The sequence below is a fragment of the Mycobacterium sp. 2YAF39 genome, from assembly GCF_052114565.1.
GTDB lineage: Bacteria > Actinomycetota > Actinomycetes > Mycobacteriales > Mycobacteriaceae > Mycobacterium.
Genome location: NZ_JBFREZ010000008.1, coordinates 1 through 24,147, shown reverse-complemented (window position 1 = coordinate 24,147; position 24,147 = coordinate 1). Strand labels below are relative to the sequence as shown.

The window sequence follows — 24,147 nt, the reverse complement described above, 5'->3', positions numbered from 1 at the left end:
CTCAGCGGATCGTCCCGGCGCCGGAGATCAGCGGCAGATCGAGTGCGGTCACCCAACCCGGCGACAGGTCGTTGACGGCCGGCACCGCGTTGAGCGCACGCAGACCGGTGGAGAGGCAACCGGCGGCGGCCGCATCGCGTCCGGACCCGTCGGTGAACCTGAATGCGGTCTCCTGGAAGATGCTCGGCGTCCCCTCGATGTCGACCCGGTAGACGTCGTTCTGGTTGCCGGTCGGCCAGTCCGGTGCGGCGTCGTCGCCGATGCGGTTGACGTGCTCGAGCTGGATTCGCGTCTCACCCTTGTAGACACCGTTGATGGTGAACCGAACGGCAGCGACGTGGCCCGCCGGAATGACGCCCTTGGCGGACTTGCGCTCGGTCGGTGTCACCCACTTCTCGTACGTCGTGGTGATCTCGTCGAGCATGATGCCCGCCGCATGCGCAATCATCGGAACCGTTCCGCCCCAGGCGAATACGAGGATGTCCGGAGTCTCGAGCATGGCCTTCTTCTCAGGCGGCCTCCCGATGCCCATCTCACGTTCGTAGTCGCCGGTGTAATTGGTGTAGTCCAGCAGTTCGGACGCCCGCACCGTGCGGACCTCCGAGCACAGGCCCATCAACGTCATGGGGAACAGGTCGTTGGCGAAGCCGGGGTCGATGCCGGTGGTGAAGCACGACGATTCACCCAGCTCGCAGGCCTCGGTGATGGGTTCGATCCAGTTCGGCGGGTTCAGGTGCATCGTCGGCCACACCCACGGCGTCATCGCCGTCGAGCAGACGTCGATGCCCGCACGCAGGAAGCGGGTGATCAGGGCGATGTTCTCCTCGGCGTGCGCGGCGGTCGGCCCGTAGTGCACCAGCGCATCGGGCTTGAGCGCGATAAGCGCGTCCACGTCATCGGTCGCGGTCAGGCCCAGCGTCGAGTCGAGGCCGCAGACCTCGCCGACATCACGGCCCACCTTGTCGGGATTGCTCACCCCGACCCCGACCAAGTCGAACAACGGGTGCTTGACGATCTCGGCGATCACCATCTTGCCGACGAAGCCGGTGCCCCAGATGACGATCCGCTTCTTGTGGGAGTCAGTAGTCACGCGATGTCCACACCTTTCGATCGGCCCCCTGCCTCGCTGATCACCCTAGGCTCAGCGGCGTTGAGACCGTCCCCTGGCTCCGCCATGGGTCCAAATCAAGCGTCGTGCGCGGACACCGCCGGGAATGTTTCGCGCTCGTGCGGCATTATCCACGCCATGACATCAGCAAGCGGGAACGTAAAGCCCTTGGTAGGACGCCGGGCACTGGTCACCGGGGCGTCGCGCGGTATCGGTGCCGAGATCGTGCGCAAGCTGGCCGCGGACGGTGCCGCTGTCGCATTCACCTATGGCGCGTCGACTGCGGAGGCCGAGAAACTCGCCGCCGAGGTCGCGGCCGACGGCGCGACGGTCGTGGCGATCCAGGCCGACGCTGCCGACCCCGCACAGGTGACCCGCTCGGTCGAGGAGACCGTCGCCAAACTCGGCGGGCTCGACATCCTGGTCAACAACGCGGGCATCGCCATACTGGGCGATGCCGCGACCTTCGCACCCGAACAGTTCGAGAAGATGGTCGCGATCAACATCCGCGGGGTGTTCGTCGCGATCCAGGCCGCGCTGGCGCATCTCGGCGAGGGCGGACGCATCATCAACATCGGCAGCATCAACGCCGACCAGGTCCCGGGTCCCGGACTGGCGGTGTACGCGATGACGAAGGCTGCCGTCGCGGGCCTGACCCGCGGCCTGGCCCGCGACCTCGGGCCCAGCGGCATCACGGTCAACAACATCCAGCCCGGTCCCATCAACACCGACATGAACCCGGATCAAGGCGAATTCGCCGCATTGGCAAAGAAAGTCACGGCAGGCGGGCGTTATGGTCAGCCGAGCGATGTCGCGGGCGTGGTCGCCTATCTGGCCGGCCCCGACACCGGATACATCACCGGTGCGCACTGGAACGTCGACGGCGGATTCACCGTCTAGAAGCAGCGACGCAAGCCGCCCGGTTCGCAGAGCAGCGGGTACTGGGTGATCGGGTCCGGCGGCGGCGCGTTGAAGGACAACGTCAGCGGTGCGACGACCATCGCCGGCGCGTCACCGCATTCATCGCCGTGAATGACCTTCATCGACCCGACCAACGAATACGGGTCGAATCGGTAGATGGTCTCCTGAGGGGCGGTGCTGCCGTCGGGACAGGTGCGAGAGAGGTAGGGGTAATCGAGTTGCCACTGATTTCCGACCATGATCGCCTCGCCGGCCGGCAGGGTGGCCGGCGTTATATGTAGGCGGCACGCGACGGGCAGAAGAAGCGGATCACGCAGGTTGCCGACCGTCGGCACGCAGACCGGGGAGATCTGCCACGTGGTGGCCGCCTGCCCGTCGATGTTGACGTTGTAGGACCCCTCTGGCACACCCGGCGCCTTGACGTTGCCCTGCCCTTGAGCGGATCCGGCGAGTCCGAGGACTGTGACCAGGCCGAGGAGGGCGACGACGAGCCCCCGGATGGACCTCACGATGTGCACCCTTCGGCCGGCGGACGACGATTGTCGTTGAGTATCTCAGTGCGCGGGCATGCCCGTCAGCCCTTTGCCGCGCCCGGGCGTTTCAAGGACCGCGGCAAGCGGGTAGAAGCGTTCGGGGTGATGGCGATGAGACGACTGTTGATGCTGGTCGCTGTCGTTACCCTGTTGGCGGGCCTGACCTCGTGCTCGACCGGGGAACGGGTCGACCTCGGCGGCGAGTCGTCCGGCAATCTGGTCGCCGCGATCGCCGGCGAACCTGATCAGCTCGACCCGCACAAGACCAGCGCGTACTTCTCGTTCGAAGTGCTCGAGAACGTCTTCGACACGCTCGTCGAGCCCGACGCCAACCTCGAGATGAAACCGGCGCTTGCCGAGTCCTGGAGCGTGAGCCCGGACCAACTCGTCTGGACCTTCCGCCTGCGCTCGGGCGTCACCTTCCACGACGGGAGCCCGTTCACCGCGGACGACGTCGTGTACTCGTATCGCCGCATCATCGACGAGCAGTTGACCAACGCCGACAAGTTCAGCGCGGTAACCGATGTCAGTGCGCCGAACGCCGATACCGTCGTCATCCGGCTCAAGCAGCCGACGCCGAACCTGCTGACGAATCTCGGCGGGTTCAAGGGCATGGCGATCGTGCAGCGCCGCAATGTCGAAAGCGGTCAGATCGCCACCCATCCGATCGGCACGGGACCATTCGCGTTCAGCGGCCAGAAGAGCGGGGATTCCATCACGCTCAAGGCGAACCCGTCGTACTGGGGCGGCCCACCCGATGTGTCGGGCGTGACCTTCCGCTTCATCTCCGAGCCGACGACGGCGCTTTCTGCGCTGCAGGCCGGTGAGATCGACTGGACCGATGCGATCCCGCCACAGCGGGTATCGCAGCTGCGCAACGACGACTCGATCAACCTGGCGGTCACCGCGAGCAACGACTACTGGTACCTCGCGCTCAACGAGGCACGCAAACCCTGGAACGACGTGCGGGTGCGTCAGGCCATCGCCTACGGCATCGACCGCGATGCGATCGTGGCGGCCACTTCCTACGGAACCGCCGCCGGGAATCAGCTCGCTATCCCCCAAGGCAATCCCTGGTACACCGAATACCACCGCTACGGCTACGACATCGACAAGGCCAAGAGCCTCCTGGCCGACGCCGGTGTGACGGACACCGATCTCGACATGCTGGTCACCAGCGAGTACCCGGAGACGGTGACGGCCGCGCAGGTCATCGCGGATAACCTTGCGCCGCTGGGTATCACGGTGAACATCCGCACCGTCGACTTCGCCACCTGGCTCGACGAGCAGAACAACGGAAACTTCGACATGCTCATGATGGGCTGGCTGGGCAACATCGACCCCGACGACTTCTATTACGCGCAGCACCACACCGACGGCACCAGCAACGCGCAGAAGTTCTCCGACCCCGAAGTCGACCGACTGCTCGACGCCGGCCGGGTCGAGTCCAATCGCCAAGCGCGCGGGGACATTTACCATAGGGCGGCTACGAAGATCGCGGACGAGGTGAGTTACATCTTCCTGTACAACCCGTCGGTGATCCAGGCGTGGACCACCAGTCTGTCCGGCTTCGAATCCCGTCGCGACGGCGCGATCCGGTTCCGCACCACAGAACTCGCGGGGAGCCAGACACAGTGACCCGGTTGGTGACTCACCCGATCGCCCGCTTCCTGGCGCGCAGACTGCTGTACTCGGCGGTCGTCCTGCTCGGCGTCCTCGTCGTGGTGTTCGCGCTCGTACACCTCGTGCCGGGCGATCCCGTGCGCATCGCGTTGGGCACGCGTTACACCCCGCAGGCGTACGACGCGCTGCGGGCCGCGAGCGGGCTCGACAAGCCGATCGTCGAACAGTTCTTCTCCTACATCGGTTCGGCACTGACCGGAGACCTCGGCGTCAGTTTCCGCAACGGCGATCCGGTGACGGTGATCCTGCTCGAGCGACTTCCTGCGACCGTCTCGCTGGCCGTGGTCGGCATCCTTGTCGCACTCCTGATCGCCGTGCCCGCCGGCATCTGGGCAGCATTGCACGAGGGCCGGATCAGCGATGCCATCATTCGGGTCGCGAGCCAGTTCGGGGTGTCGATCCCGGACTTCTGGATGGGCATTCTGCTCATCGCCCTGTTCGCCTCCACACTCGGCTGGCTACCGACTTCGGGTTATCAACCGCTGCTTGACAACCCGGCGGGCTGGTTGCGGCACATCGTGCTGCCCGCGCTGACGGTAGGACTGGTGGCTGCGGCGATCATGACGCGCTATGTGCGCTCCGCCGTGCTGGAGGTCGCCTCGATGGGCTACGTGCGAACCGCGAGGTCGAAGGGACTAGCCCCGCGAGTCGTCACCTTCCGTCACACGGTGCGCAATGCCCTCATCCCGGTGCTCACCATCACCGGGATTCAACTCGCGACGATCCTCGGCGGTGTCATCGTCGTCGAGGTGGTGTTCGCCTGGCCCGGTCTGGGCCGTCTGGTCTACAACGCCGTTGCCGCAAGGGACTATCCGGTCATCCAGGGCGCCGTCCTGCTGATCGCCGTGCTGTTCCTGCTCATCAACCTGATCGTGGATGTGCTGTACGCGGTCATCGACCCGAGGATCCGACTGTCATGACGACCGCCACCGATACCGGCACCCGGGTGTCCTCTTGGCGCCTGCTGGTCGGCAACCCGGTCACCCTCGTCAGTGCGGTCATACTCCTCGCGATCATGGTCGTCGCTGTGACCGCGAATTGGATTGCGCCGTACGGCGTGAACGACGTCGATGTGCCCAACGCGTTGCAGCCGCCGAGCGGTGCGCACTGGTTCGGGACCGATGAGTTGGGCCGCGACGTCTTGTCCCGTGTACTTGTCGCGACGCAGGCGTCGCTGCGGGTGGCCGTCATCAGCGTGGCGATCGCGGTCGTCGTCGGCGTCACGATCGGCATCGTCTCCGGATACCGGGGCGGCCTGCTGGACACCATGCTCATGCGCGTGGTCGACGTCATGTTCGCGTTCCCCGTGCTGCTTCTCGCGCTCGCGGTGGTGGCTGTCCTCGGGCCCGGCATGACGACCACGATCCTCGCGATCGGCATCGTCTACACACCGATCTTCGCCCGTGTCTCCCGGGCGAGCACGCTGAGTGTGCGTGTGGAACCATATGTTTCGGTGTCGCGCACGATGGGCACCGGCCACCTGTACATCCTCGGCCGTCATATCCTGCCGAACATCGCCGGACCGCTGGTGGTGCAGACGTCTCTGTCGCTGGCCTTCGCGATCCTCGCGGAAGCGGCGCTGTCGTTCCTCGGCCTCGGCATCCAGCCGCCGCAGCCGTCGCTGGGGCGGATGATCTTCGACTCGCAGGGCTTCGTGACGATGGCGTGGTGGATGGCCATCTTCCCCGGCGCGGCGATCTTCGTTGCCGTGCTGGCGTTCAACCTGGTCGGCGACGGGCTCCGCGATGTCCTGGATCCGAAGCAGCGCACCATGATCGAAGCGCGGAGGAAGCAGTGAGCGGCCCGGTTCTGAGTGTGCGCGATCTGCGGGTGCGGATCGGCAGGCGCGAGATCGTGCACGGTCTCTCGTTCGATGTCGAGCCCGAGCAGACGCTGGGCATCGTCGGCGAATCCGGATCCGGCAAGTCGATGACCGTGCTCGCGGCGACCGGACTGCTGGACGCTCCCGGCGCCGCGGTCAGCGGTACGAGCACGCTCGCCGGTGAGTCCGGCGACACCCAACTCATCGGCGCCTCTCACCGGCTGCTGCGCAGTGTTCACGGCAGCCGGATCGGCTTCGTGTTCCAGGATCCGGGGACATCGCTCAACCCGCTGCTCACCCTGGACCGGCAGATCACCGAATCCCTTGAGACGCATCGCCGTATGACACGCAGACAGGCACACGAGCGGGCGCTGGAGTTGTTGGAGGCGGTCGGCCTGCCCGATCCCGAGACGCGCCTGCACGCCTACCCCCACCAGCTGTCGGGCGGGCAGAAGCAGCGCGTGATGATCGCGATCGCCATGGCATGCGATCCGGAACTGCTGGTCGCCGACGAACCGACCACGTCGCTGGACGTGACGACACAGGCACAGATCATCGACCTGGTCCAAGATCTGCAACGCGACTTCGGCACTGCGGTGGTGTGGATCAGCCACGACCTCGGCGTGATCGGCCAGGTGGCGGACGACGTCACGGTCCTCCAGGACGGGAACGCCGTGGAGCAGGCGCCCGTCACCGACGTGTTCGATCGTCCGCAGCACTCCTACACCCGCGAACTCCTGGCGGCCCGCCCCGTCGTTGGCGCCAGCGGTCCCCCAGCACCAGCCGCCGACGCCGAGACATCCCCTGCCCAGCGGCGGGGGCCCCAGCTCGCCGTCGACGGTCTCGATGTGCGTTTCGACGTGACCACACCGGTCGGCAAGTCGGTCGTCCACGCGGTGAAGGACCTGTCATTTCAGATCCGGCGCGGCACCACACTCGGCCTTGTCGGAGAATCGGGTTCGGGTAAGTCGACCGTGGCCGCGGCACTCACCGGCCTGATCAAACCCGACGCAGGCACCGCGACGTTGGGAACGTCGGACGTGATCGGGGTGCGCAGATCCGACGAGAAGGCACTGCGCAGGCGAATCGGTCTGGTGTTCCAGGATCCCTTCTCCACTCTCAATCCCCGCGCCCGGGTCGGCACGGCGATCGACGAGCCGCTGCATGTGCACCGCCTCAGGGACGGCAAGTCCGGGCGTAGGCAGCGAGTCGACGAACTGCTCGAACTCGTCGGTCTGCCAACGTCGTTCGCCTCCCGATATCCTCACGAGCTGTCCGGCGGCGAGCGCCAGCGGGTCAGCATCGCTCGTGCGCTGGCGGGCGAACCCGAGCTGCTCATCCTCGACGAAGCCACGGCGTCGCTGGATGTTTCGGTGCAGGCGCGGGTGCTCGATCTGCTCGCGTCCCTGCAGCGCGACCTTGGCTTGACGTATCTGTTCATCGCACACGATCTCGCCGTGGTCCAGCAGGTGAGCCACGATGTCCTGGTCATGCGCGACGGCGTGGCCGTCGAGTACCGTCCCGCCGCCGAGTTGTTCGCCGCACCCGAGCACGAATACACGCGCGCGCTGCTGGCGGCCGTTCCGCCGGAGCGGCCGCGGGTCTCGTCGTAGGCGTCCATCGGTCGCATGAGATGGTCTTGCCATGACTCAGCTGAGCGGCAAGGTCGCATTGATCACGGGCGCATCATCGGGATTGGGCGCGGTGGTGGCGCAGGTTTTCGCAGAACGCGGCGCATCGGTGTTCGGCATCGCTCGTCGAGCCGACGAGATGGCGACGGTCTTCGAGGACGTGCCCGGCGGGAAATACGCGTCGGTGGACATCTCGTCTCCCGACGCCTGCAAGGACGCCGTGGCGCAGACCGTCGATGCGTTCGGCCGCCTCGACGTGCTGGTGAACGTGGCGGGCTTCCACCAGATGCGCCACACCACGACGATGACCGACGAGGAGTGGGACCGCGACCTCGCGGTGAACCTGAACGGCCCGTTCTACCTCTGTCGTGCGGCGCTGCCCCACCTTCTCGAGACCAACGGCAACATCGTCAACGTCACGTCCATCGCCGGCGTGGAGGGTGAGGTCTACTCGGCGGGCTACTGCGCGGCCAAGCACGGGCTGGTCGGGCTGACCCGCGCGCTGGCCGTCGAGTACACCAAGGAGAAGATCCGGGTGAACGCGATCTGCCCGGGTGGGATGCCGACCCCGCAGGCGACCGAGTTCACCGCCCCCGAGAACGCCGACTGGGATCTGATCCTGCGCATCGCATCACCGCGCGGTTTCATGGATCCCGTCGACGTCGCGAAATCCGTTGCCTTCCTCGCCAGTGACGACGCCGCAGCTATCCACGGCGCCGTCTATCGCGTGGACAACGGAAAGGGCGCCGGCTGAACCGGCGCCCTTCCGCAGACTGACTGACTCAGATTGCCTGGTTCCTCCGACGTCCGAGGAAGAAGGCCAAACCGATCGCGCCGAAGCCGAGCGTCCCGATGACACCGGCCGACACCATCAGGAAGATGTCCCTGCCGGACAGGCCGTCCGTCGGTGCTTCGTCCGACGCCAGCTTCAGGCGGTAGTCGCCAGGCAACGGGCCCTCGGCCGGTGCGGCAAGACCGGGGAACTGCTGCGTGCGGTGCACCTCGAACGCCCGCTCACCGCCGTTGCCCTCGTTCCACACACCCCAGGCCGGGGTGACGCCGTCGAGCAGCACCTTGCGCTCACCGAACTGGGGGTCATCGCCGACGTCGACGATCTGTCGCACCCGGAACGGCTCGTACTGCGCGTTCGAGTAGTTCACCATCACCGGCACGTTGTCGTAACGCATCACCGGCGGCGGCGGCGGAGGCGGCGGCATGCCGACGCCCGGGTAGTAGCCACCGCCGAAGAAGCTGCCGACCGCGATGTTGGACACCGTCTGCGCGACGTTGGCAGCCGCGACGACCGGGCTCAGCAGTGCGGCGGTGAAGTTGTAGGCCGCGTACTGGGCCGCCTCGAACATCATCCGGCCCATCGGCGGGACGATCATGATCCGCGGCTGCATCTCGTACATGTAGACGATTCGCACCGGGTCCGGGTACGGGTTCAGGATGATCGGACGGTAGTACTCGTCGTACTGCACCCAGTCCGGCCGCCACTGCTTCACCGGGCTGATCAGCTCGGTCGGCGGGTCCACGGCGAAGTTCGTCGTCGCGCTGGTGCTGACGTCGAGGCCGGGGATCTTCAGGCTGGTCTGGATCGAGTTCGAGAATGATGCGAGATCCGGCTCGGGCGCGGCAGCAGGGATCGTCTCGTCGACAATCGTTGCCTTGCTTGCCAGTTCGACGTCTGCGGCCGGAGCCTCGAGCGTCTGCGGCAACACGGTCTCGATCTTGGCGGCCTGCGTGATGGACACCGTCGGGGTGTCGGACTGTTCGCCGCTCGTCTCGGTTGCCGTGGCCGACCCGCTGGTCGAGGTCTCTGTGCTGCTGGACGACGGGGTCGCGCTGGTCCCCGACGTGGTGGCCGAGGGCGCGGTCGAGGTCGCCGACGTTGCGGTGGTCTCGGCCGGAGCCGACGTCGTCACGGGCGTCTCGCTCGGAGTCGAAGCCGCCGTGCTCGGCGCGGTCGTGGTGGCGGGCGCCTGCTCGGCAGTCGTCGCCTCGGCCTCAGTGGGCGCGGCCGTGGTCACCGGAGGAGCGACAGTCGTCGTGGGCGCTTCCACCGTTGCCTCGGCCGTCGCGGTTGCCGTCGCCTCAGGCAGCGGAACTGGGACCGGCGCCGGCGCCTCGGCGGGGGCCTGCGGGGCCTCCTCGACAGGAGCCGTCGCTTCCGGCTCCGGAGCGACGACGGTCGTCGTCGCGCCGGTGTCATCGCCGGGCTGGGCCAGCGCGGGGGCGATGCCTCCGGTGAGCGCCGTCAGTGAAATCACGATGCCCGATGCCAGCACGGCAACGACGCCGCGCTTCGAGCAAATCTCGAGGGGTGTACCCACGTCTACGACTCCTTCGGTCATTCAGGAAAGAGTTTGCGGTTCACCACTGCCGCCAGAAAACCGTCGCCCCGAGGGGCTTGCCTGGAAACAGAAGCAGTCGCGCGCTCCGTTCTCAGAAGGTTCATCGCTGGTCCGACGGAGGTGTTACACACAGACCGAGGAGGCGGGCGATGAGGAACCGGGGCGTTCGGCTGGCGTGGGCCGTGACCACTGCACTGACCCTGGTGGCCTGCGGTTCCGGCGGCCAGTCGGTGGTCGCGACGTCGACAGATGAGACCGCGGTCACATCGACAGCAACCATCGCTCCCGCCCCACCGGCCACACCAGAATCGCGAGCCAAGGACTGGTTCGACCTCGATGTCGGCGACTGCCTGGTGGCACTCCCTCGCGTCGACCTCGGCGAGGTATCGGTCGGCCTCGTCGACTGCACGAACCCGCACGCCGGGGAGGTCTTTCTCCGCGCTCCGGTGGAGGTGGACGACGCGGTTGCCGATGTCGCCGACAAGCAATGTGGTGGCGCTGTCACCGAGTACACCGGCCGCGCGGCCGGCGACACCTACACCGTCACGTATCTCATCGACTCGAATCAGGATCGGACGTCGGCCAACCCGCTGCCCAGCACCGTCATCTGCCTGCTTCAGGCCGCCGACGGCGGACAACTGACCGGCTCAGCCAAACGCTAAGGACGGCGGCGGCGCGACGCGCCGACGGCCAAGGCTATGCCAACCACCGCGATGATCGGCCCAAGGACGGACCACGTGGTGGTGTTGGTCATCGGACTGTCGCTCACGATGACGCCGAAGCCCTGCAGGGTGAACACGACACCGAAGAACGCGACCAGCAGGCCCAGCACAATGATGGCGATCCGCATGCCTTCACCCTACGGTTCACAAGATGATCTATCGGCGGCTCGTGCGTAAGGCGGCGATGACCGGATGGCAGCGACTGTCTGACCATCGGGTTGACGATCTGCCCCTCGCCGACGATGTGCATTTCGTGTTCCTCGGCGATCACGCGCTGGCCGTGGACCTCCACGGCGCCGAAGCGCTCCGCGGGTGGCTGCGCGAGCTGTTCGTGCGTTTCCCGCGCCTGCGCTTCGAACCGGAGAACGTCATCGTGGAGGGCGGGCCGTGGTCCACCCGGATCGCGACCCGCTACAACGCGACACAGGACGGCGAGTTGGTCTACCGCGCCGTGCAATTCGCCCGCATCTCGTGGGGCAGGCTCGCCGAGGAGACCATCCAGCCCGACACGCAATTGCTGGCCGCCGCGCTGGCTCGACAAGGTAGCGCCTAGCGCCAACCTTCAGCGCCGACGTTCCAGGTACTTCTGGTACGCCTCGGCCGAAGCCGCCAATTCGGGGCGGGCGTCCAGCACGGCCTGCATCTTCTTGCGCGCGTCTTCGCGCTTGTACGGCAGGAACTCGGTCGGGAAGTTGCCCTCGTGCGGGCGGTAATCGCGCAGGACCCGGCGGGCGACGGTGGCGATGTGCACCTCGTCAACGCCGTCGGCGATACCCATCGTCGGTGCGGCGGCGTACATCGCCTGGATGGGCGTCAGGTCCGTGGTGCCAAGGGAACCGAGGATGTGCAAGGCGTTGAACGACACCTCGCGCAGCACCTTGGCCATCGTGAACTTGACGGCGGCGATCTCGGTGCGCGCCTCCTGCGTCGAGGTGTTGTCGATCTTCCAGGCCGTCTCGAGCACGAACAGCCGCAGCATCTTGATCGCCGCGTAGGACTCGGCGATCTTCTGCTGCACCAGCTGATGGTCGCAGATGATCTTGCCGTGCGATTCGCGCGACAGTGCCCGCTCGCACATCATGTCGAAAGCCAGGTTGCACTGCGCGATGGTGCGCATCGCGTGGTGGATGCGGCCACCACCAAGTCGGCGCTGCGCCAATATCTTTGCGCCATTCGGCGGTCCCAGAAGATGGTCGAGTGGCACCCGCACATCGCGGTAGACGATGTGGTTGTGGTTGCGGGGTTCGGGCATGATCTCCACACCCGGGGTGTCGCGAGGCACCACGAACATCCCGTTGGTGCACATCACGAACAGAATATCGGCGACGCGGCCCGCCGAGGTGAACCACTTCTCCCCGTTGATCACCCACTCGTCGCCGAACTGGACGGCGTGGGTCTTGAACAAGCTCGGGTCGCTGCCGCCCTGCGGTTCGGTCATCGAGTACGCCGAGAAAATGTCCTGATTGAGCAGTGGCTTGAGCCAGCGCTCCTTCTGTTCCTCGGTGCCGTAGGCGGCGAGCATCTCCATGTTGCCGGTGTCGGGAGCCGATGCCCCGAACATGTGCGGCGCACCCGCATAGCGCCCGATGACCTCGTTGAGCAGACCGAGCTTGAGTTGCCCGAACCCCGGGCCGCCCAGTTCGGCGTCGAGGAAGATGGCCCAGAGACCCTGATCCTTGACCTCCTGCTGCAATTCGCGCACATAGGCCTTCACTGCGGGGTCGGGTAGGCGCACCGCATGCGGAAATACGTGGTCGAGCGGTTCGACCTTCTCTTCGCAGAACTGCTTGACCCAGTCAAGTTTGCGTTGAAACTCCGGTTCGGTGCTGAAATCCCAAGCCATGCAGTCCTCCTCGACCTTCGCCGGCGCCGCCGACGTCAGTGTGTCAACAAGCTGACGGTACGCCCCGCACCTGCTCTACCTGCGAATCGGCTGGAGATGGTTTGAAATTGACGGATCCGGCAAACCCAGTCGTGCAGAAGTCCCATTGGCACAACGAAGAAGATCGAGGTTCAACCATGATCGTGCTCGGCATCATCCTGCTACTCATCGGATACTTCACCAGTCTCTCGATCCTCTACACCATCGGCGCCATCCTCGTCGTAGTCGGCGTCGTGCTGTGGATTCTCGGCGCGGTGGGCCGCCCCGTCGGCGGTCGAAAAGTCTGGTTCTAGCCCGCGCGCGGGGCCACGAAATCAAACACCATCGCCCCGTTCGTCTTTCCGTCTTCATCGACGGATAGCAACGGGATGGCGAACTTCTTGAAGTCGTCATGAGCCGTATCGAACGGCGATGCGAAGGGTGGCCCCAAGTAGAACTCGAAATCGTCGCGGTCGTTGAACGAGACGATGAAGGTCTGCTCGAAGCCCGCCGTGAGGCCCTCTAGGCTCTCAGCACAGTCTCCGCCGATCAACGACGCGATATAGGTGTTGCCCTCGCGCTTGCAGTCGTCCTTCAGCGCGAGAAATCTCCTCATGACTTCGGCTCGTTGTTGTTGCGTGACTGTCGGTTTGTACCTGAACGCCACCACATGCGTTATTCCAGCTGCGTGCGTGCGTCCAGTCATTCTCACGAACCTAGCGCGATCGCCTCCAGGCAGCGGGCCGATACGACAGACTCGGCCGGTGAGCGGACAACGGTCAGGCACTGCTAGTCGGCGCCGACGTGCCGCGGCGGTCTTCGCCGCCGGCGCCTGCCTGCTGGTGGGTTGCGCGCACAGCACGCCGTCGGATCCGTCATCTTCGCCGACGGCGTCGGGGCCACCTGCGACCGTCCCGGCGAGAACAATGGACCAGCCCACCTCACCAGGTCCGCCGGCAGCGCCAGCGGGCGCCCAGCCCAGGATTGCGACCGACCCCGCACAGCTGGCCGACGAGCTGGTCGCCGACGAGCAGGCGCTACGCGACCCGGCCACGCAGGAGCCGGCACTCACCACCGCCGCACACCGGCAGCAGGCCGCCTACCGTGCCATCGGGCGCACGCCTGAATGGGATCCGATCATCCGTCCCCGAATTCCACCGTGGCTCATCGCGACCTACGACCTCAACGTCGACGCCCGGCGTCAGCTGTATCCGATGACCGAGGTGAAGGACACCGTCCCCGCGTGGCGGATAGTGCCCCCGGCACCGGCGGATGCGTTGCTGGCTCACTACCGCGAAGCGGAGGCCGCTACGGGCGTCCCGTGGAACTACCTGGCCGCGATCCATCTGATCGAGACGCGCTTCGGCAGTATCGAAGGCACCAGCACAGCCGGTGCACAAGGCCCAATGCAATTCCTGCCGTCCACATTCGAGGCCTACGGCGACGGTGGAGACATCCACTCGCTTCGTGACAGCATCATGGCAGCGGGGCGCTATCTCGCCGCGAATGACTTTGCCAACAATCGCGATAACGCGATCTTCCGGTACAACAACTCCGACCGGTACGTGCGTGCGGTCAACGACTATGCCCAAGTGCTGGCTGCTTATCCGGCCGCCTTCAGCGGCTACTACCGCTGGGATGTCTACTACCGCACCACCGAAGGCGACGTACTGCTGCCGATCGGGTACGAATCGATGACACCGATCCCGGTCGGGGCCTATCTGGCCGACCACCCGCAGTAACGGCGCGGTTAGCAGGCGCTTTACCCGGTTGCCTGTCATGATCTTGACATGACGGCCATCCCCGAAACCGTCTACGCGCGAGATGCTGACGCCCACCTCGCTTATCAGGTCGTAGACAACGCGGGTCCCGATCTGTTGTTCGTACCCACGCCCAGGTTTCCCATCGACCTGATTTGGGACGACTACACCGTGGCCGATCTTCTGCGTCGTCTCGGCTCGTTCGGCCGACTGATCCTGACCGATCTGCTGGGGGTCGGCAGCTCGGATGCGGTGCCGATCTACGAACGTCCGGCGATGCAGGGGTGGACGGACGGGCTCATCGCAGTGCTCGATGCCGCAGGCAGCGAACGCGCATCGGTGTTCGCGATGGCGGGATCAGCTCTTCCGGCAATGCTTTTGGCGGCGACCCACCCCGAACGGGTGAGATCGCTCGTGTTGTGGAGTCCCTACGCGTACTTCCTGCGGACGCCGGATCAGCCGTTCGCCATTCCCGAGCAAGCGCTGGACAGGTTGTCCGACCTCGTCGGCGAGACCGCCGGAAGTGGCGCGGCGATCGAGGTGCTGGCGCCGAGCTGGCGAAAGGATGCGGCAAAACGACGCTGGTATGGCCGCGGCGAACGGCTGGCGGGCGGGCGCGGATATTTCAAGGCGGTCAGCGACTTGTTCCAACACACCGATATGCGGCCGGTGTTGGAGAGCATCCAGGCGCCCACGCTGGTTCTGCATCGACGCGACGACCGATTTGTCGTCGCCGGTCACGCAAAGTATGTGGCGGATCGGATCCCCAATGCGCGACGGGTGGCGCTCGACGGCAACGACCATGAATGGTTCGCGGGTGACTCCGAGCGGGTGCTCGACGAAATAGGAGCGTTCGTGACCGGGGGCCGACGCTCCAGACCGACCAACCGGGTGCTGTCGACGGTGCTGTTCACCGACATCGTCGGATCGACCGAGCGCGCAACGGCTCTCGGTGATCACGAATGGGGTTCGATCCTGGCCGCGCACAACCGGGCGGTCGAGCGCGAAGCCATCGATGCGCGGGGCAGGATCGTCAAGTTCACCGGCGACGGAGCACTGGCGACCTTCGATGGGCCTGCGCGGGCGATCAACTGCGCGTGTGCGATCCGCGATGCGGTCGGAAAATTCGGACTTCACATTCGCGCCGGCCTGCACACCGGTGAGGTCGAGGTCGAGGACGACGATGTACACGGCATCGCCGTGCATATCGCGGCACGAATCATGGGCATCGCCGGACCTGATGAGGTTCTGGTATCAGGCGCGGTCCCCCCGCTGGTCCTGGGATCAGGCCTCGCCTTCGATGACCGCGGAAGCTATGAGCTCAAAGGCGTACCCGACCGATGGCCCGTCCTCGCAGTGCACAACTGACCCCACGGCAGCCGACCCTGTCGACTAGATCTCGAGGATAGTGCGCAAATGCGCGACCATTCCCAGTAGTTCGACGCGCTCGGCGTCGAATGCGCGGTCAGATTCGGCAAAATCCACCGCGTTGCCCATCCGGTTGAGAAGAGCGGCTACGGAGAACCGCTCGGGACAGGCCAACCGCTCGAGGTTGGATCGGAAGTTCTTGCCGGTCAAGGTGGCCGGATCCTCGAAGATGGGCCTCGCCGACTCGTCTGGCTCCGGCCACGAGGAGCACGTCGGAAGCATCTCCTCGCGAAAGTCGAGCTCGGCCGCTTCGGGTGACACCGTCGCCAGTGCCCCCCGGAGTGCAATCGCCGAATCTCGTGACACTAGGTCATGCGCCCAGACCACGTTGCCGCGGCTGGAGGACACTTTGCTGCCGTTGATTCGCAGAGACCTGTTGGCTTTCAGGGTATCTGGCATCATCGCGGGAATGTCGAGGATGTGGGCCAGGAGCGGGAACAGGGCGCAATAGTAGTAGCTCGTGTCGAATCCGAAGTAGTAGGTGATCCGGGGCCGGAACTCGATCCGTGCCAACTCGTCCCTGAGCTGATCGAAGCTGATGTCCGCTGGCAGACCGAGAAGCTGTCCCAGCGCATAGCAGTGCGCGAAGAAGATTTCGAACCAGGGATTGACAACTCTTCCCGGTGCCACCATGTAGCCGTAGTCACTACGGAACGTAAGAGGGATGCAGCTGGGTTCCAGCTCGTCGATGAATCCCTGGAGAAGCGGGCTGTCTGAACCGATTTCGCGGTGCATGCCCTGAAACCAGGCGACATCTTCGTCATCGATCACCAACACCGTGGGCAGCGACGAGTCGTTGATCTCCACGAATTCGGTCGATCCTGTGGACTCCTCGATTGGGCTTATCGCACGTGCGAGATCCATGGGATTGCCGCAGTTCTCGCACACATTGATGTAACCACGCTGCAGACACGTCGGGCATATGCCGGAGACAAATGCTTCGACAGCTCCGTATCGTGCATCCTGGCCGACCAACTCCGGCCGCCGGATCGCCCGCTCGTCGCTGAACAGTTCAACGAGACCGCCGGCGAGGTAGGAACGATAGTCGTCGGTGGTGTTGTCGATGACCTGATCGAAATGTATTCCGAACCCGCGGAAGTCGGACCGGATCAATGCGGACATCTCCGTGCGGAACTGTTTGGTGTCCTTGCCGCACTCACGGGCCTTCGTGGTCACGTACGTCTGATAGTTGTCGATGTGCGACAGATGCGCCGTTCGACCACCCACGGCGTTCAGTAGCCGTCGATTGAGGTCGGCGCGCAGATACGGCCCAGATACGTGGCCGACGTGGAGCCCGCCGTCGGGAGTGGGTGGCGGCGTGAAAATGATGTCGGTGTGCCGCACGTTCATGGATAGTTTCCTGCTTTCGTGGAGCGCTGGTAGCAGCGGTTTTCGTCACCGCAAACGCTATGAGCGCCCAGGTCAGGCCGGTATCCGCCGATCGGCCCCTCGGCAGGGTGAAGTGTCTGTCCCCCGATCGGTGGAGGTGTCTCGCCCCCGCGTTTCCTACGAGAGAATCGAGCCTCGCTTCAGCCGGATCAGAACATCGCCAGCGGGTTGACGACGCTGCCTGTTGCGCCGCGCATACGCCATGGCGCGACACTGAGGAAGAACTCCCAGCGACCCTCTTGGGCGCAGGCCTGAGCAAGGCCATTGAGTTCGGTGTTGTCGAGGATCTGCAGACCCATGTACGGAATGCCCACCATGTGCATCGGTAGGGTCCATTTGTTGAAACCCGGGACTGTCGGGTGGACGTCGCTGTCGGAGTCGCTACTCAAGACGGCAACGCGCCGATCACGCAGCCATGGCAGGCATTCGGCGTGCAGTCCGCTGCCATGCTGGAAGGTGTTGTCCGGACCTGCTCCGTTGCGGATGAACACGATGTCGCCTTCACCGACTTTCACGCCGTGGGCCCGTTCTGCGGCCTCGAGGCCAGCGACGGTGATGATCGTGCCCAATGGCAATGGGCCACCATGCAGTTCGGCGATATCGAGCAGGACTCCGCGCCCGACCATCCCCATGGCGCCTACGTGCTCGATGCCCAACTTCAATGCACCGTTTGGGGTGACGTCGCCGACCGGGTAGCCGTTGTACATGGCTTGGGCGCCCGTCGGGGTCCAATACGGCCCCGGTGGTGTGAAGTAGTGGCAGAGCGCGTCGATGTGGGTGAGAGCGAACCCGTGGCACGTCATGCCGACGATGTCGATGGAGGCGGCTTCTTCGGGCAATGCGTCGTCTTTGAACGTGCGCATCTCATAGTGGAAGTCACGCAAGCGCGGTGTCTGGGGCGAGAATTCGCGGCCAAGCGGTACGACGCGCCCGGAGTGAATGAGGGCGGCCGCTGCCAAACGTGTTTCGACGGTGATGAAGTTGAGGGTGCCGAGCTGGTCGTCGGGCCCCCATCGGCCCCAGTTCGACAAGGCAGGCAGGGCGCGTTCCAACGACGCATCGTCGGTGATCGGCGCCGGGATCGGTTCGTCGGCACGTGCGAACGGCGGAATCAACACCGCGCCCGCCGCGAACGCGCTCCCCAGGTACAGCACTTGTCTGCGGGACACCCGTCCGGCAGTCTCGCCGGTCTCGTCGTTCGACATCGCGACCTAGCCTTCGCTGTCGCTGGCCCGCGCGAAGCGTCGCACAACCGCCGATCCTATTGCGCCGAGCACGATGAGCGTGATCGCAAGCCAGTCAGGAACCTCGTCGATGACCCAGCCGATGACGCCTGCGACGAGGACGTACATCGGTATCCAGTCCACTACTGGAAGCAGCGACGGCACCGGTTGGTTCGAGTGCCCTGACTCCCTGTCCAACTTGGCCCCCACGTAGTCGGGGTACGCGTCGGTGAAGGCTATCGCGAAGAATGTCGCGCCGAGCTGCAATATCCATCCCGTCCAGAAGTTGTCGGAGTCGTGCAGCAAGGCGATCCCTACGAATCCGAATACGGCGCAGAGTGCGAACGCGGCAGCCCATACCGCGGTAATGACGAAGTTCACCCGTAGGAAACCCGGTGTCTCCCAGAACTCCTCGGGCGTCATATCCTTCGCGTAGGACAAGGTGAAGGGTCGGCGCAGCACCAAGGTGCCCACGGCGAACACGGTGAGCGCGATGTTGGACATCTCCCCCGTCCAGGCGCTCAGCCACGTCTCGACACCGGAGCCGACCAACACCCTGACCACTAACAGCACGCCGAAGAAGACGACGCCGAATACGGTCAGCGAATGCAGCCGGTCTCCACGACGGCGGCCCGCCCACAGGATGACGAGTGAGAACCCGAACGCGATCGCGATGGCGGCCTCGTAGTGGCCGGGGCTGCCCACGACCGACAGCAGGATCCACGGCGCGATACCCGATAGCGGAGAATCCAGGAAACCGTCGAGGACCTTCGACACACTGAACCGACGCTGTTGTGGCGTCATGCGTACCCTGCCCTCGTCGTCGGGGATGACGGCGTCAAATCTAGATCACATCAGGCGGCTGGGGCGTCACACCGGCAGGGAAATTGCGGCCTCGGTCCCGGCGGAACACGGAAATCGTCGGGCCAGCTGTCAGCCTCGACGTGAACCGCGAGGTTGGTGCACTCGGTCCATCGCTTCGGTGGATCCTTCGCGAACCTCTTTCATCTCCCGGCGAGACGCCAGCACGTACTGCAGCGCTCCATCGTGCAATCGTTCGGACCGGGACTGTCTTTCGCGCTTTTCGAGGCTGACGACCTCTTCGAGCAGGCGGCTGCGTTCTTCAGGCCGGCGATCGTCCGTTCTTTCGTCTGCTGGATCCATGACAGCGCGACCTACCATGCCGCAGCGGTACTTGACCACGGCCTACCGCTGCCAAGAAACTAATCGCCATGAGTGTCGCCGTACTGCGAGAGATGTTCGAGCAGATGGTGGTCGGAAAAGACGGCGCCGCTATTGACCGATTCTACGATCCGTCGTTCGTCATGTATTCCAACGGCGTGACCCAGAATTTCGACGAGTTCTCGGCCAGTCACCGCACCATCTACGCGACACCGATCAGTTACGCGATCGAGTACGACGAAGAGGCGTGGGTGGAGGCCGAGGACAGAGTCGCCGGGCGAGTGTGGATCACGACCAGCCGCCCCAGCGAGAGTCCCACGCGTATCGAGGTGGTGTTGATAGCCACCTTCAAGGACGGCCGGATCACCCGAATCTGGGAGACGACGTGGCCCAGCTGGAACGACCTGCCGGCCTTCGACACCTACTGACTGGGAGGACAACCCCGATGGTCGAAACGGAGATACGGGATCTGCTGGACCGGCAGGCGATCACAGAGCAGATCTACCGCTATTGCCGTGCTGTGGACCGATTGGATATTCCGCTGGGACACGGGGTGTTTCACGCGGATGCGACCGCGGACTACGGCGAGTCGCTCTACCAGGGCGACGGACGCGGTGTCATCGATTTCATCTGCGCGTCGCATCTGCTGACTCTCAACCATTCACATCAGGTCAGCAACAGCATCATTGCCCTCGCCGGTGACCGCGCCGGCAGTGAAACCTACTTCCATTCCGCGACGCGCTTGATGCAGGACGACAAGGTCGTGCAGATCAGGGTGTGGGGTCGCTACCTCGACGAATGGTCGCGGCGGGACGGCCAGTGGCGGATCGACAAACGTCAGACCATATTCGACTTCGACGAGGTCCGGGAAGTCACGGAGATGGCGCGCCGCGACGACGGCCGCCGCGACCGCACCGACCCGTCGTACGCCGTGCTGAACAGAGTGTGATGGGCGAGGCTCGAACCCGCGTCCACGGTGTCGGGTGAGAATGCGCGGCCCAGCGGTACGACGCGCCCAGAGCGGATGAGGGCGGCCGCCGCTAGCCGCTAGATCACAACGGCAAGGAAATCGCGATCTCAGTGCCGACGGAACCGTCGATGTCCAGGTCACCACCGAGTGCCAATACCTTGGCGCGGATCGACGCGACCCCGATGTGACCGTTCTCGACGCTCTGCGCGAGACGCTCCGGTGGAATACCCACGCCGTCATCGGCGATACGCAACATCGCTCGCCCGTCGGATCGCTGCAATAGGAACCTCAAGTTCTCTGCCTTGGCGTGCTTGATCGCATTCGTCGAGAACTCTCGCGCCGCGCTGTAGAGCAGATGATCGGCGTCGGTACGGGAGTCGTCGGGCCAGCTGTCAGCCTCGACGTGGACCGAGAGGTTGGAGCTCGCCGCGATGCCGTCTGCCAGTGAGGTGATCGCTGCCCGAAGCCCCGCCCGTGCCAGCACCTCGGGGTGCAGTTCGCGTACCACGTCGCGAAGCAGCCGGGAGGTCTCACCGAGGGCCAAGTCGACGCGGTCCATCGCTTCGGTGGATCCTTCCCGAACCTCTTCCATCTCCCGCCGGGACGCCAGAACGTACTGCAGTGCTCCATCGTGCAATCGTTCTGACAGAGACTGCCTTTCGCGCTTTTCCAGGTTTACGACCTCTTCGAGCAGGTGACTGCGTTCTTGAGCCAGACTGGCGATGGTTCGTTCTTTCGATTGCTGGATCCACGACACCGCGACCGACCCGGCCGCGAGCCCGAACAGAACTGCCGTTTTCGTGAGTATCGAACCCCAAGGCTCATTACCATTGGCAGCTTGGTCGACCCATTTCACGACAAAGAATGCGACGACCGTGGGGACGGCGATCACCGCACTCACGAAAGGATCAAGCTGCGCCGCCGCTATCAGCGGCACAAGAAATAGTCCATAGTGCAGCACATCGGAAGTCCAGGTGTCAGGCGAGCTGATGCCTGTTTCCACTGAAAGTACGGAAACCACAGCGACATCCGCGAACAGCATGATCAATGCAATCGAACGCCGCATCTCGACCCCGGCGCGATTGGCCGGCCGCAGCGCCCACAAACCCCAAGAAATAGTGACGGCGATGTAGGCGATCCAGAGCAACCCGTAAGGCCAGCGGTAGGTACCGGGCGGCTGTAACAACAGCGCGAAGAAGATGAAAGACACCATCAGAACGCGCAGAACGAACTGCAGCAGCAGGCCTCGGAAAGCAGCACCCTCAGCGTGCTGCCCTGCGCCCGTTTCCGCCGCGCGTCTGAACATGCCGAGACGGTACTTGACCGCTGGCTATCGCACCACAGAAGCAAATGGTCGTCGGATAACGACATCGCCTCCGTCGAGCGCTTCTACGATCCATCGTTCGCTATGTACTCCAGCAGTTTGCGGTCATTGAAACTCTGCCAACGCTTCGTCGAGGGTTGAGTACAGGTCGAAGATGGAGTCCAGGCCAATCATCTTGAGCGGCCGACTGGTGCACGGACCGTCCGCAACAACGCCGAATCTTGCTTTGGGTTCTATATCCCGATGTGCCTCGATCAACAGGCTCATTCCCGCCGATGCCAGAAAGTCCAGTCGAGACAGATCGACGATGAGCGCCGTCGGCTCCTTTCGTGCCGCGGCTTGGATCGCATCGGCCAGCTCGGGCACCGTCGCCAGGTCCAGGTCTCCCGCGGCCGCCACGACTACCGTGCGCTCGACCCATTTCTCGACGACACTGAAGCCCGCCGCCGGCGGAGCGCTGTAGGCGGCATCGCCGAGTGGCATTGCACTATCTGCGTTTTGGCTGTTCATATTTACCTCTCAACGTACGAATGACGCTGGTGGGCTCCTACTTGGCGAGTGAGCAACAACAAAGACCGACCCAGACGATCTCGAGCCGATCTTTGTTGTGCCCGAACCGACTAGCGGTTGTGAACCGAGCTGCGTCCTCCGACGCGGAGCCAGATCAGTAGAACGACAACGGCTCCGATAACCGAGCCGATGATCCCGGACGGCTGCAGGAAGCCCTCAGCACTGTCCTTGTGGAAGAGCAGGTATCCGAGGAAGCCGCCGACGAATGAACCTACGACCCCAAGGACGATAGTCATGGCCACTGAGATGTTCTGCCTGCCCGGAACGAGCAGGCGCGCGAGCGCGCCAGCGAGAAGTCCGATGACGAGGATGCTGACGATTAGTCCGATCATGGCTGTGAGCCTTTCTATTCAGCGCTGACTGAGGGCTTGGATCGGTCGGGCGGGCGGGTGCTCGACACCGACATCAGTTCAACACCCCTAAGGGGGGTGCTAATACACCCCTAGGTAGGTAATCTGAGGTTCATGGCATCGCCGCCGAAAACTCCGATCACCGTTGCCCTCGTCGACGACTACGATGTCGTGTTGATGGGCGTGGCGAACATGTTCGACCGGTACCGCGACCGCGTCGTCGTCGCAGAGATCGACACGAACATGGGTCTCGAAGATGCCGTCGACATCGTCCTCTACGACTCGTTCGCCCAACCTGAATCCGATCACGATGAGATCGCCCACCTGGTTGCCAACCCACGTGCACGCCGAGTTGTGGTCTACACCTGGAACTTTCACCCTGACCTGATCGCCAGTGCCCGGGATCACGGCGCCCACGGCTACCTCTCCAAGACGTTGCCCGCCCGCGAACTCGTCGCCGCGCTCGAGGCGGTGCACGCCGGCGAAACCGTCATCAGCGACATCCCGCCCCGGGCCCGCAGCGCGGTCGGGCTCGACTGGCCAGGCCGCGGTGAGGGGCTCAGCGACCGGGAATCAGAGATCCTGGCCCTAATTACTCAGGGGAAAAGCAATGCCGAAGTCGCGGCGTTGACCTATCTGAGCCCCAACACGATCAAGTCCTACATCCGCACGATCTACCGCAAGATCGACGTATCAAGCCGCACCCAAGCCGTCCTATGGGGCGTTAAGCACGGCTTCACACCCGATCACAACCGCATTGAGCATTGGAAGGGCGGTCCGTAAGCTTTCGTCGCGTTTAGAAAGCTCCAAGATCACCGACCAACACTGCTCGTAACGGTTCCCGCAGTGCGGAGCCACTCCATATACGAGCAGCGGCGTCACGGTAATCCGATCGCCACTCACCGAGGCGAAAGGACATCGTCGTGAATGGTCACTGGAAGGCCGTCGAGGTCGCGGTACCGGTCAACATGCACCCCGTGCACATCAACAATTTCGTCACCGCCGAGATTCACATCCTTGCCCGCCGGGCCGGGGAGGCCGTTGCAGACGTGCGGATCGGAGCTCCCCGTGAGCACCGAGGCGACTTCATCGCATGGTCGGCGTCCTACCTGCCCGCGTCGCAGATAACAGCAGCCTGACGAGGACGCGCATACCTCAGACGTGGGGCTGTTCAGAGTCGGGTGATGGTTGACCGATCTAGTTCGGTTGATCCTTGACACTCTGTGTGGTGTTAGGCCTGCTCGCGGGTGCGGGCGGCCCGTTTCTTTCTTACCTCGCCGCGGCTGGTTCGGGCGGCGGTCTTGACCAGTTCATCG

The 24,147-nt window shown here is 64.4% G+C and carries 27 protein-coding genes; 15 read left to right on the top strand and 12 right to left on the bottom strand.

The window, feature by feature from the left end:
• Nucleotide 1 precedes the first annotated feature (1 nt).
• Nucleotides 2–1,030, bottom strand: coding sequence for an NAD(P)H-dependent amine dehydrogenase family protein (locus AB4Z42_RS21675; protein WP_442011518.1), 1,029 nt, complete (start codon nucleotides 1,028–1,030; stop codon nucleotides 2–4).
• A gap of 216 nt (nucleotides 1,031–1,246) precedes the next feature.
• On the opposite strand from AB4Z42_RS21675, the gene AB4Z42_RS21670 reads away from it, so the two are divergent.
• A complete protein-coding gene (locus AB4Z42_RS21670) occupies nucleotides 1,247–2,008 on the top strand; it encodes a 3-oxoacyl-ACP reductase family protein (protein ID WP_442011287.1) in 762 nt (253 codons plus the stop codon).
• Here the strand turns inward: AB4Z42_RS21670 and AB4Z42_RS21665 are convergent.
• Nucleotides 2,005–2,538: a hypothetical protein gene (locus AB4Z42_RS21665; RefSeq protein ID WP_442011286.1), complete on the bottom strand. Its 534-nt coding sequence runs from the start codon at nucleotides 2,536–2,538 to the stop codon at nucleotides 2,005–2,007. The two genes, AB4Z42_RS21670 and AB4Z42_RS21665, sit on opposite strands and share 4 nt — an antisense overlap.
• A 135-nt stretch (nucleotides 2,539–2,673) precedes the next feature.
• Between AB4Z42_RS21665 and AB4Z42_RS21660 the strand changes: the two genes are divergently transcribed.
• From AB4Z42_RS21660 to AB4Z42_RS21640, 5 genes are read left to right on the top strand one after another with little or no spacing between them, the layout of a single operon-like run.
• On the top strand, nucleotides 2,674–4,200 hold the full coding sequence (locus AB4Z42_RS21660) for an ABC transporter substrate-binding protein (RefSeq protein ID WP_442011517.1): 1,527 nt from the start codon (nucleotides 2,674–2,676) through the stop codon (nucleotides 4,198–4,200).
• Nucleotides 4,197–5,165 carry an ABC transporter permease gene (locus tag AB4Z42_RS21655; RefSeq protein ID WP_442011285.1) on the top strand — a complete coding sequence of 323 codons (969 nt, stop codon included), beginning with the start codon at nucleotides 4,197–4,199 and terminating at the stop codon, nucleotides 5,163–5,165. Before AB4Z42_RS21660 ends, AB4Z42_RS21655 begins: the two co-directional genes overlap by 4 nt.
• Nucleotides 5,162–6,043 carry an ABC transporter permease gene (locus AB4Z42_RS21650; RefSeq protein WP_442011284.1) on the top strand — a complete coding sequence of 294 codons (882 nt, stop codon included), beginning with the start codon at nucleotides 5,162–5,164 and terminating at the stop codon, nucleotides 6,041–6,043. Before AB4Z42_RS21655 ends, AB4Z42_RS21650 begins: the two co-directional genes overlap by 4 nt.
• Nucleotides 6,040–7,680, top strand: a complete 1,641-nt coding sequence (locus AB4Z42_RS21645) for a dipeptide ABC transporter ATP-binding protein (RefSeq protein ID WP_442011283.1) — start codon at nucleotides 6,040–6,042, stop codon at nucleotides 7,678–7,680. The genes AB4Z42_RS21650 and AB4Z42_RS21645 overlap by 4 nt, the downstream gene beginning before the upstream one ends.
• Nucleotides 7,681–7,711: 31 nt before the next feature.
• Nucleotides 7,712–8,452 carry an SDR family NAD(P)-dependent oxidoreductase gene (locus AB4Z42_RS21640; RefSeq protein WP_442011282.1) on the top strand — a complete coding sequence of 247 codons (741 nt, stop codon included), beginning with the start codon at nucleotides 7,712–7,714 and terminating at the stop codon, nucleotides 8,450–8,452.
• 28 nt (nucleotides 8,453–8,480) lie between these two features.
• Here AB4Z42_RS21640 and AB4Z42_RS21635 read toward each other — a convergent pair whose 3' ends face one another.
• The gene (locus tag AB4Z42_RS21635; protein WP_442011281.1) at nucleotides 8,481–10,031 is read right to left on the bottom strand and encodes a hypothetical protein; all 1,551 of its coding nucleotides are present in this window, start codon (nucleotides 10,029–10,031) and stop codon (nucleotides 8,481–8,483) included.
• Nucleotides 10,032–10,201: 170 nt separating this feature from the next.
• On the opposite strand from AB4Z42_RS21635, the gene AB4Z42_RS21630 reads away from it, so the two are divergent.
• Entirely contained in the window at nucleotides 10,202–10,714 is a 513-nt protein-coding gene (locus AB4Z42_RS21630; RefSeq protein WP_442011280.1) for a hypothetical protein, read from the top strand.
• Here the strand turns inward: AB4Z42_RS21630 and AB4Z42_RS21625 are convergent.
• Nucleotides 10,711–10,902: a hypothetical protein gene (locus AB4Z42_RS21625; RefSeq protein ID WP_442011279.1), complete on the bottom strand. Its 192-nt coding sequence runs from the start codon at nucleotides 10,900–10,902 to the stop codon at nucleotides 10,711–10,713. The genes AB4Z42_RS21630 and AB4Z42_RS21625 overlap by 4 nt on opposite strands.
• 23 nt (nucleotides 10,903–10,925) lie before the next feature.
• On the opposite strand from AB4Z42_RS21625, the gene AB4Z42_RS21620 reads away from it, so the two are divergent.
• The gene (locus AB4Z42_RS21620; RefSeq protein WP_442011278.1) at nucleotides 10,926–11,327 is read left to right on the top strand and encodes a nuclear transport factor 2 family protein; all 402 of its coding nucleotides are present in this window, start codon (nucleotides 10,926–10,928) and stop codon (nucleotides 11,325–11,327) included.
• Between the two features lie 9 nt (nucleotides 11,328–11,336).
• Here the strand turns inward: AB4Z42_RS21620 and AB4Z42_RS21615 are convergent, their stop codons facing one another.
• On the bottom strand, nucleotides 11,337–12,617 hold the full coding sequence (locus tag AB4Z42_RS21615; protein WP_442011277.1) for an acyl-CoA dehydrogenase family protein: 1,281 nt from the start codon (nucleotides 12,615–12,617) through the stop codon (nucleotides 11,337–11,339).
• 176 nt (nucleotides 12,618–12,793) lie between these two features.
• On the opposite strand from AB4Z42_RS21615, the gene AB4Z42_RS21610 reads away from it, so the two are divergent.
• On the top strand, nucleotides 12,794–12,949 hold the full coding sequence (locus AB4Z42_RS21610) for a hypothetical protein (RefSeq protein WP_006241027.1): 156 nt from the start codon (nucleotides 12,794–12,796) through the stop codon (nucleotides 12,947–12,949).
• On the opposite strand, the gene AB4Z42_RS21605 is transcribed toward AB4Z42_RS21610, so the two are convergent.
• Entirely contained in the window at nucleotides 12,946–13,341 is a 396-nt protein-coding gene (locus AB4Z42_RS21605) for a Dabb family protein (protein WP_442011276.1), read from the bottom strand. The two genes, AB4Z42_RS21610 and AB4Z42_RS21605, sit on opposite strands and share 4 nt — an antisense overlap.
• Nucleotides 13,342–13,561: 220 nt before the next feature.
• Between AB4Z42_RS21605 and AB4Z42_RS21600 the strand changes: the two genes are divergently transcribed.
• Nucleotides 13,562–14,377: a transglycosylase SLT domain-containing protein gene (locus AB4Z42_RS21600; RefSeq protein ID WP_442011516.1), complete on the top strand. Its 816-nt coding sequence runs from the start codon at nucleotides 13,562–13,564 to the stop codon at nucleotides 14,375–14,377.
• A gap of 48 nt (nucleotides 14,378–14,425) precedes the next feature.
• Complete coding sequence (locus tag AB4Z42_RS21595) at nucleotides 14,426–15,763, top strand: adenylate/guanylate cyclase domain-containing protein (protein ID WP_442011275.1); 1,338 nt, start codon at nucleotides 14,426–14,428, stop codon at nucleotides 15,761–15,763.
• Nucleotides 15,764–15,787: 24 nt separating this feature from the next.
• Here AB4Z42_RS21595 and AB4Z42_RS21590 read toward each other — a convergent pair whose 3' ends face one another.
• From AB4Z42_RS21590 to AB4Z42_RS21580, 3 genes are all read right to left on the bottom strand, one after another.
• A complete protein-coding gene (locus tag AB4Z42_RS21590; protein WP_442011274.1) occupies nucleotides 15,788–17,173 on the bottom strand; it encodes a class I tRNA ligase family protein in 1,386 nt (461 codons plus the stop codon).
• A 188-nt stretch (nucleotides 17,174–17,361) separates the two neighbouring features.
• A complete protein-coding gene (locus AB4Z42_RS21585; RefSeq protein ID WP_442011273.1) occupies nucleotides 17,362–18,417 on the bottom strand; it encodes a cyclase family protein in 1,056 nt (351 codons plus the stop codon).
• A 6-nt stretch (nucleotides 18,418–18,423) separates the two neighbouring features.
• A complete protein-coding gene (locus AB4Z42_RS21580; RefSeq protein ID WP_442011272.1) occupies nucleotides 18,424–19,239 on the bottom strand; it encodes a hypothetical protein in 816 nt (271 codons plus the stop codon).
• Between the two features lie 428 nt (nucleotides 19,240–19,667).
• Here AB4Z42_RS21580 and AB4Z42_RS21575 point away from each other — a divergent pair, with 428 nt between their 5' ends.
• Both AB4Z42_RS21575 and AB4Z42_RS21570 read left to right on the top strand, forming a co-directional pair.
• Nucleotides 19,668–20,045: a nuclear transport factor 2 family protein gene (locus AB4Z42_RS21575; RefSeq protein ID WP_442011271.1), complete on the top strand. Its 378-nt coding sequence runs from the start codon at nucleotides 19,668–19,670 to the stop codon at nucleotides 20,043–20,045.
• Between the two features lie 17 nt (nucleotides 20,046–20,062).
• The gene (locus AB4Z42_RS21570) at nucleotides 20,063–20,566 is read left to right on the top strand and encodes a nuclear transport factor 2 family protein (RefSeq protein WP_442011270.1); all 504 of its coding nucleotides are present in this window, start codon (nucleotides 20,063–20,065) and stop codon (nucleotides 20,564–20,566) included.
• Nucleotides 20,567–20,669: 103 nt separating this feature from the next.
• On the opposite strand, the gene AB4Z42_RS21565 is transcribed toward AB4Z42_RS21570, so the two are convergent.
• The 3 genes from AB4Z42_RS21565 to AB4Z42_RS21555 form a co-directional block, all read right to left on the bottom strand.
• Complete coding sequence (locus AB4Z42_RS21565; protein WP_442011269.1) at nucleotides 20,670–21,893, bottom strand: sensor histidine kinase; 1,224 nt, start codon at nucleotides 21,891–21,893, stop codon at nucleotides 20,670–20,672.
• A 123-nt stretch (nucleotides 21,894–22,016) separates the two neighbouring features.
• Nucleotides 22,017–22,394 (bottom strand): STAS domain-containing protein, encoded by a 378-nt coding sequence (locus AB4Z42_RS21560; RefSeq protein ID WP_442011268.1) that lies wholly within the window; start codon nucleotides 22,392–22,394, stop codon nucleotides 22,017–22,019.
• A 137-nt stretch (nucleotides 22,395–22,531) separates the two neighbouring features.
• Nucleotides 22,532–22,813 (bottom strand): GlsB/YeaQ/YmgE family stress response membrane protein, encoded by a 282-nt coding sequence (locus tag AB4Z42_RS21555; RefSeq protein ID WP_442011267.1) that lies wholly within the window; start codon nucleotides 22,811–22,813, stop codon nucleotides 22,532–22,534.
• Nucleotides 22,814–22,945: 132 nt separating this feature from the next.
• On the opposite strand from AB4Z42_RS21555, the gene AB4Z42_RS21550 reads away from it, so the two are divergent.
• Nucleotides 22,946–23,614: a response regulator transcription factor gene (locus AB4Z42_RS21550; RefSeq protein ID WP_442011266.1), complete on the top strand. Its 669-nt coding sequence runs from the start codon at nucleotides 22,946–22,948 to the stop codon at nucleotides 23,612–23,614.
• A gap of 140 nt (nucleotides 23,615–23,754) precedes the next feature.
• Nucleotides 23,755–23,970 carry a hypothetical protein gene (locus tag AB4Z42_RS21545; protein ID WP_442011265.1) on the top strand — a complete coding sequence of 72 codons (216 nt, stop codon included), beginning with the start codon at nucleotides 23,755–23,757 and terminating at the stop codon, nucleotides 23,968–23,970.
• The last annotated feature ends 177 nt before the right edge of the window (nucleotides 23,971–24,147 follow it).

What these genes read in the sequence shown, in the direction of transcription:
- AB4Z42_RS21675 (WP_442011518.1), bottom strand. Translation starts at nt 1,030, where the DNA reads ATGGTGATCGCCGAGATCGTCAAGCACCCGTTGTTCGACTTGGTCGGG.
- AB4Z42_RS21670 (WP_442011287.1), top strand. Translation starts at nt 1,247, where the DNA reads ATGACATCAGCAAGCGGGAACGTAAAGCCCTTGGTAGGACGCCGGGCA.
- AB4Z42_RS21660 (WP_442011517.1), top strand. Translation starts at nt 2,674, where the DNA reads ATGAGACGACTGTTGATGCTGGTCGCTGTCGTTACCCTGTTGGCGGGC.
- AB4Z42_RS21650 (WP_442011284.1), top strand. Translation starts at nt 5,162, where the DNA reads ATGACGACCGCCACCGATACCGGCACCCGGGTGTCCTCTTGGCGCCTG.
- AB4Z42_RS21640 (WP_442011282.1), top strand. Translation starts at nt 7,712, where the DNA reads ATGACTCAGCTGAGCGGCAAGGTCGCATTGATCACGGGCGCATCATCG.
- AB4Z42_RS21630 (WP_442011280.1), top strand. Translation starts at nt 10,202, where the DNA reads ATGAGGAACCGGGGCGTTCGGCTGGCGTGGGCCGTGACCACTGCACTG.
- AB4Z42_RS21625 (WP_442011279.1), bottom strand. Translation starts at nt 10,902, where the DNA reads ATGCGGATCGCCATCATTGTGCTGGGCCTGCTGGTCGCGTTCTTCGGT.
- AB4Z42_RS21620 (WP_442011278.1), top strand. Translation starts at nt 10,926, where the DNA reads ATGATCTATCGGCGGCTCGTGCGTAAGGCGGCGATGACCGGATGGCAG.
- AB4Z42_RS21615 (WP_442011277.1), bottom strand. Translation starts at nt 12,617, where the DNA reads ATGGCTTGGGATTTCAGCACCGAACCGGAGTTTCAACGCAAACTTGAC.
- AB4Z42_RS21610 (WP_006241027.1), top strand. Translation starts at nt 12,794, where the DNA reads ATGATCGTGCTCGGCATCATCCTGCTACTCATCGGATACTTCACCAGT.
- AB4Z42_RS21605 (WP_442011276.1), bottom strand. Translation starts at nt 13,341, where the DNA reads ATGACTGGACGCACGCACGCAGCTGGAATAACGCATGTGGTGGCGTTC.
- AB4Z42_RS21600 (WP_442011516.1), top strand. Translation starts at nt 13,562, where the DNA reads ATGGACCAGCCCACCTCACCAGGTCCGCCGGCAGCGCCAGCGGGCGCC.
- AB4Z42_RS21595 (WP_442011275.1), top strand. Translation starts at nt 14,426, where the DNA reads ATGACGGCCATCCCCGAAACCGTCTACGCGCGAGATGCTGACGCCCAC.
- AB4Z42_RS21590 (WP_442011274.1), bottom strand. Translation starts at nt 17,173, where the DNA reads ATGAACGTGCGGCACACCGACATCATTTTCACGCCGCCACCCACTCCC.
- AB4Z42_RS21585 (WP_442011273.1), bottom strand. Translation starts at nt 18,417, where the DNA reads ATGTCGAACGACGAGACCGGCGAGACTGCCGGACGGGTGTCCCGCAGA.
- AB4Z42_RS21580 (WP_442011272.1), bottom strand. Translation starts at nt 19,239, where the DNA reads ATGACGCCACAACAGCGTCGGTTCAGTGTGTCGAAGGTCCTCGACGGT.
- AB4Z42_RS21575 (WP_442011271.1), top strand. Translation starts at nt 19,668, where the DNA reads ATGAGTGTCGCCGTACTGCGAGAGATGTTCGAGCAGATGGTGGTCGGA.
- AB4Z42_RS21570 (WP_442011270.1), top strand. Translation starts at nt 20,063, where the DNA reads ATGGTCGAAACGGAGATACGGGATCTGCTGGACCGGCAGGCGATCACA.
- AB4Z42_RS21565 (WP_442011269.1), bottom strand. Translation starts at nt 21,893, where the DNA reads ATGTTCAGACGCGCGGCGGAAACGGGCGCAGGGCAGCACGCTGAGGGT.
- AB4Z42_RS21560 (WP_442011268.1), bottom strand. Translation starts at nt 22,394, where the DNA reads ATGCCACTCGGCGATGCCGCCTACAGCGCTCCGCCGGCGGCGGGCTTC.
- AB4Z42_RS21555 (WP_442011267.1), bottom strand. Translation starts at nt 22,813, where the DNA reads ATGATCGGACTAATCGTCAGCATCCTCGTCATCGGACTTCTCGCTGGC.
- AB4Z42_RS21550 (WP_442011266.1), top strand. Translation starts at nt 22,946, where the DNA reads ATGGCATCGCCGCCGAAAACTCCGATCACCGTTGCCCTCGTCGACGAC.